This window comes from uncultured Mucilaginibacter sp. (assembly GCF_903913935.1).
Lineage (GTDB): Bacteria > Bacteroidota > Bacteroidia > Sphingobacteriales > Sphingobacteriaceae > Mucilaginibacter.
Genome location: NZ_CAIWNH010000559.1, coordinates 1 through 4,478, shown reverse-complemented (window position 1 = coordinate 4,478; position 4,478 = coordinate 1). Strand labels below are relative to the sequence as shown.

Annotated in this window: 5 protein-coding genes; all 5 read right to left on the bottom strand. The window is 42.3% G+C overall.

The genetic code is table 11. The annotated features are described in order from the left end of the window. Positions 1-272: 272 nt before the first annotated feature. Positions 273-1,190 (bottom strand): EamA family transporter, encoded by a 918-nt coding sequence (locus tag QZY09_RS22740; protein ID WP_295676494.1) that lies wholly within the window; start codon positions 1,188-1,190, stop codon positions 273-275. Then, entirely contained in the window at positions 1,190-2,296 is a 1,107-nt protein-coding gene (locus QZY09_RS22735) for an LptF/LptG family permease (RefSeq protein WP_295676492.1), read from the bottom strand. The genes QZY09_RS22740 and QZY09_RS22735 overlap by 1 nt, the downstream gene beginning before the upstream one ends. Next, entirely contained in the window at positions 2,297-3,427 is a 1,131-nt protein-coding gene (tgt, locus tag QZY09_RS22730; RefSeq protein ID WP_295676489.1) for a tRNA guanosine(34) transglycosylase Tgt, read from the bottom strand. A gap of 378 nt (positions 3,428-3,805) precedes the next feature. Beyond that, positions 3,806-3,967, bottom strand: coding sequence for a hypothetical protein (locus QZY09_RS22725; protein WP_295676487.1), 162 nt, complete (start codon positions 3,965-3,967; stop codon positions 3,806-3,808). A 16-nt stretch (positions 3,968-3,983) separates the two neighbouring features. Continuing rightward, on the bottom strand, positions 3,984-4,478 hold a 495-nt coding region (locus QZY09_RS22720; RefSeq protein WP_295676485.1), incomplete at its 5' end, for a hypothetical protein.

Below are 4,478 nucleotides of genomic sequence, written 5' to 3'. Positions count from 1 at the left end.
ATGTTTTTTTATCAAAAAATCCCATAATTAGTATTTTTCTAATTACAGCGTTTGTTACACTTAGTCTGGCTGATAAAAAGCCCCTTAATTGAATGATTTGTGCGATGGGAATGATGGGGTGTGGTTTAAAGTTAAAGTTCGTTACAGGGCTTTAAAATGCCTCGATTTGACGTCTCACCCTGCCCTACCCCGGGAAGAAATACCGGAGGAGCGTTGGGAATGTAGTGTGGTAGGCTATCATAACTGCGGTAGTATTGCGGCTGATCTGGCAGCTATGCCTTCGCTATCCTGCGCTGCCTGCGCTTGTTGAGCTGCTTTTGGGTGACCGGATAAAGCAGTATAGTTGATAAAATAATGACCGCCCCGGCCCAAAAACCGGCAGACATTTTGTTCAGATCGCCAAAGAAAAAGAAGGCGATCAGGATGCCGTAAACGGGTTCAAGGTTGGTGATGAGGGCTACCCTGAAAGCCGAAAGCTCGCGCATTACGTATACCCCGGCAACATAGGCAAGGGAGGTGCAGATGGTGCCCAGTAAAAAAAGGTAACCTATATCGGCAGTGTCCGGAACCATTTTATGGTTGAAACCCGAGGATGCAAACAGGTAAATAGTGATCCATAAAAAGGCGCCCGATAGTTCGTAAAATGCGATCACCGGGGCCTGGTGGTACTTCACCAGTTTGGAGTTGATGATGGCAAAAAGACTTGCAAAAACGGCGCTCAGTAAGCCTGCAATAATGCCCTTAGTGTAATTAGTTTCAAATTTAAAGATCAGGATGATGCCGGTAATGATCAACATGCCTGCCATGATTTCGAGCCTGGAGATTCTCTTTTTGTTGATGATCGGCTCAAATATAGCAGTGAATAAAGTGATAGATGACAGGCAAACCAGTGTTACCGCAACCGTAGATAATTTAATGGATGCAAAGAATAATATCCAGTGTGCACCTACCAGCGCCCCGTTGGTAACAAACTTTAACAAGGTAATTTTATTCACCCTGAAGTCCTTTTTTACGGCGATAAAATAGAGTAATAAGGATACCGATGCGATAAGTACGCGGTACCAAACAAGGCCCGTTGCGGGTATGGAGATGAGTTTGCCAAGGGTGCCCGTAAAGCCCCAGATAATCACTGTGCCGTGCAGTAATAACAGGTTTTTATTTACCGTTTTTGAAGCACCTGCCGGTTGCATTATTTGGGTGCTTGTTTAAGTAAATATAAGCCGACCAGGCCGAAGATCCCGTTCGGGATACAAACCGCAATAATAGCCGGCATGTCGCCTTTTACGGCAAAAACAAATGCAAAACGGTCCACCACTATATAGGTAAAGCAAAGGAAAATACCGATCCCGAGGGGCAGTCCTATCCCTCCGCGCACCTTTCTTGACGAGATGGAAACGGCAATCAATGTGAGCACAAAAGCCGAAAACGGATATACAAAACGCTGGTCATAATCATACCGCATTTCTTTGATTTGCCCGGTACCCCTTATCTTTTCCTTGGTAATATTCCTGGCCAGGTCGCTGGTCGACATGGCGGTAAACTGGTTATCGTATACAATAAAATCTGTTGGGCGCATATCCAAAACGGTATCAATTTTTTTGGTAATGCCATCAACCCACTTCTCTTTTAACCCGTTAATATACCTGATGGTATAGCCAGTAATGGTCCATTTACGTTTCAACGAGTCATAAACCACGGTATTGGCAACCAGCTTTTCCTTTAAATCATCGCCGTCAAATTTCTCCATAACAAACTGGTAGCCGGTGTGGATGCTGTTATCGTACGATTGCACGTATACATAGGTATGCTTATCCAGCTGGATGTGTACCTCGCTTTTTGTAGGGTCATCGCCATTAAATGAATGCGAGTTTTCGAACGAGATCTTAAGCTTATTGGTATAGGGGATCAGAAAAATGTTGGCGAGGAACGATACCGTAAATATCAATCCCGCGCAAATAAAATAGGGCCTTAAAAAACGGTTAAAACTTACCTTTCCACTCAAAATTGGCACAATTTCTGTTTGGTTGGCCATTTTGGAAGTAAAGTAAATTACCGCTAAAAAGTTAATGAGCGGCGACAGGAAATTCAGATAAAAAGGGACAAACCCTGCATAGTATTTGAATACAATATCATGCAGCGATGAATGGTATTTGAGGAAGTTATCCAAATGCTCGGAAACATCAAAAATCACCATTACCACCAGGAAGATGCCCAGCGTAAATACAAAAGTGCCCAGGTATTTTTTGATGATATACCGGTCAATTACCTTGATATGCCTGTAAAAAAATGCCTTCATTTATAGTCGTTGCCCGAGGCGGTTTACCATGATGCTTTTCCAGTTGTAAAACTCGCCTGCGATGATCTTATTTCGTGCTTCGGTTACCAGCCATAAATAAAAATGGAGGTTGTGCAAGGTAGCAATTTGTGCGCCCAACATCTCGCCCGAATGAATTAAATGGCGTAAATACGATTTTGAGTACGCAGTATCCGAAAACAGGTCGCTGTCTTCTTCAATGGCAGAAAAATCGTTCTTCCATTTTTCATTTTTAATGTTGATGATACCGTTTTTGGTAAAAAGCATGCCGTTGCGCGCATTACGCGTCGGCATTACACAATCAAACATATCAATTCCTAAGGCTATATTTTCCAATATGTTAACAGGCGTACCTACGCCCATTAAATAACGTGGTTTTTGCTCCGGTAATATATTGCAAACAATTTCTGTCATGGCGTACATCTCTTCTGCTGGTTCGCCGACAGATAAACCGCCAATAGCATTGCCTTCGCGGTCCATGGAAGCGATAAATTCAGCAGAGCGTACCCGCAGATCTTTATACACTGATCCCTGTACAATAGGGAACAGCGTCTGGCTGTAACCATACTTAGGTTCGGTGCTGTCAAAGCGGTCGCAGCAGCGTTTTAGCCAGCGGTGCGTCATCTCGATAGACCGTTTGGCGTAGTTGTAATCGCAGGGGTAAGGTGTACACTCGTCAAAGGCCATAATGATATCGGCGCCGATGATGCGCTGTATATCCATCACGTTTTCCGGCGTAAACAGGTGTTTTGACCCATCAATATGTGAGCGGAAGGTAACGCCTTCCTCCTTTATTTTACGCACATCGGTCAACGAATATACCTGGTAGCCGCCGCTGTCGGTGAGTATCGGCTTCTCCCAACCGTTAAATTTATGCAAACCGCCGGCTTTTTCAATCGTATCCAGTCCCGGCCTTAAATACAGGTGGTAGGTATTGCCCAGGATGATCTGTGCTTTAATATCATCCCGTAATTCGCGCTGGTGAACGGCTTTTACCGTGCCTGCTGTACCCACAGGCATAAATATAGGCGTTTGAATGGTGCCGTGATCGGTGGTGAGTTCACCCGCCCGGGCTTTTGAATGCGGATCCTGTGCTGTTAAGTTAAATTTCATTATTAAGGATGCAAAGGTATTATTTTGATTGCACTGATTGTAAAAAGATTACACGGATTGATGTGCAGATGTTTTTGATGTGCAGATGTGCGGATGGGTTGGATGATGTATTGGTGTCCGTCCGTGATAGGGTGCGCCAGTAAACGGCCGGGCGGACGGTCTGAACTCGAATTTTTCGAATTAAAGAATCAACAGAATTCGATAAATTCCTAAATTCTATAAATTCGGGTTCAGACAATATTTGCGCTCATTGCCCTTTTGTCTGAACTATGATTCTTAGGATTTAAGGATTGTAGGATGTGTGCTGGCTACCTGTCAGCGGGGCACGAGAAGCCTTTGCCCGCAGGCCTTGCCCGTCATTTTCGCGCAAGGTTATGTTTACTCCCGATCTGCATATTCCATATACTTTTCAATGATTTTAATTTCATCATTTTTATAAATTATATCAAAATATGCCTTTCGCTTAAACGCTAACCATTCCGAGTCATAAACCCCCAATACATTGTCGGTTCCACCTACTACTATAACGTATACTGTCATTTTTTCTATTTTTCTTTCACTTGTTACCACTTAAATCAACTACAAAGTAACCTGGCTTTGTTTCTTTTAATCTATTTCTAAAATATTTAAAAAGTAACGCTGCAGAATCAGCTCTGCCAAACTTAGAACTGATTATTACACCGTGTTTACTCGTAGTGTCCTTTTTTACAATAAAGTCAAAGCCATATTCTTTTTTTGCAAGATTATACAATGATTTATAATTTACACCAGCTGTGTCGGAAAAACTTCGCAATATATTTTCGTATTTTCCATCGGCAGCTTGAATCTTTTTATACATCTGCCCTTGTTGATTCAAAAGAATGTTGATTTCTTTCAAAAGTCTTATTGAATCTCTGAGTACATAATTCTTGTCTTCGACTTGATTATACAATTTCAAAAGCTCCAAAAAACCATATTCCTTGTTCCCTATTTTAACAGAATCTTGGTCATTTGTTAATTTATTTATTGTTTTTGCATAGGTCTTGTTCTTTGAAGTATAAATCGAATCACT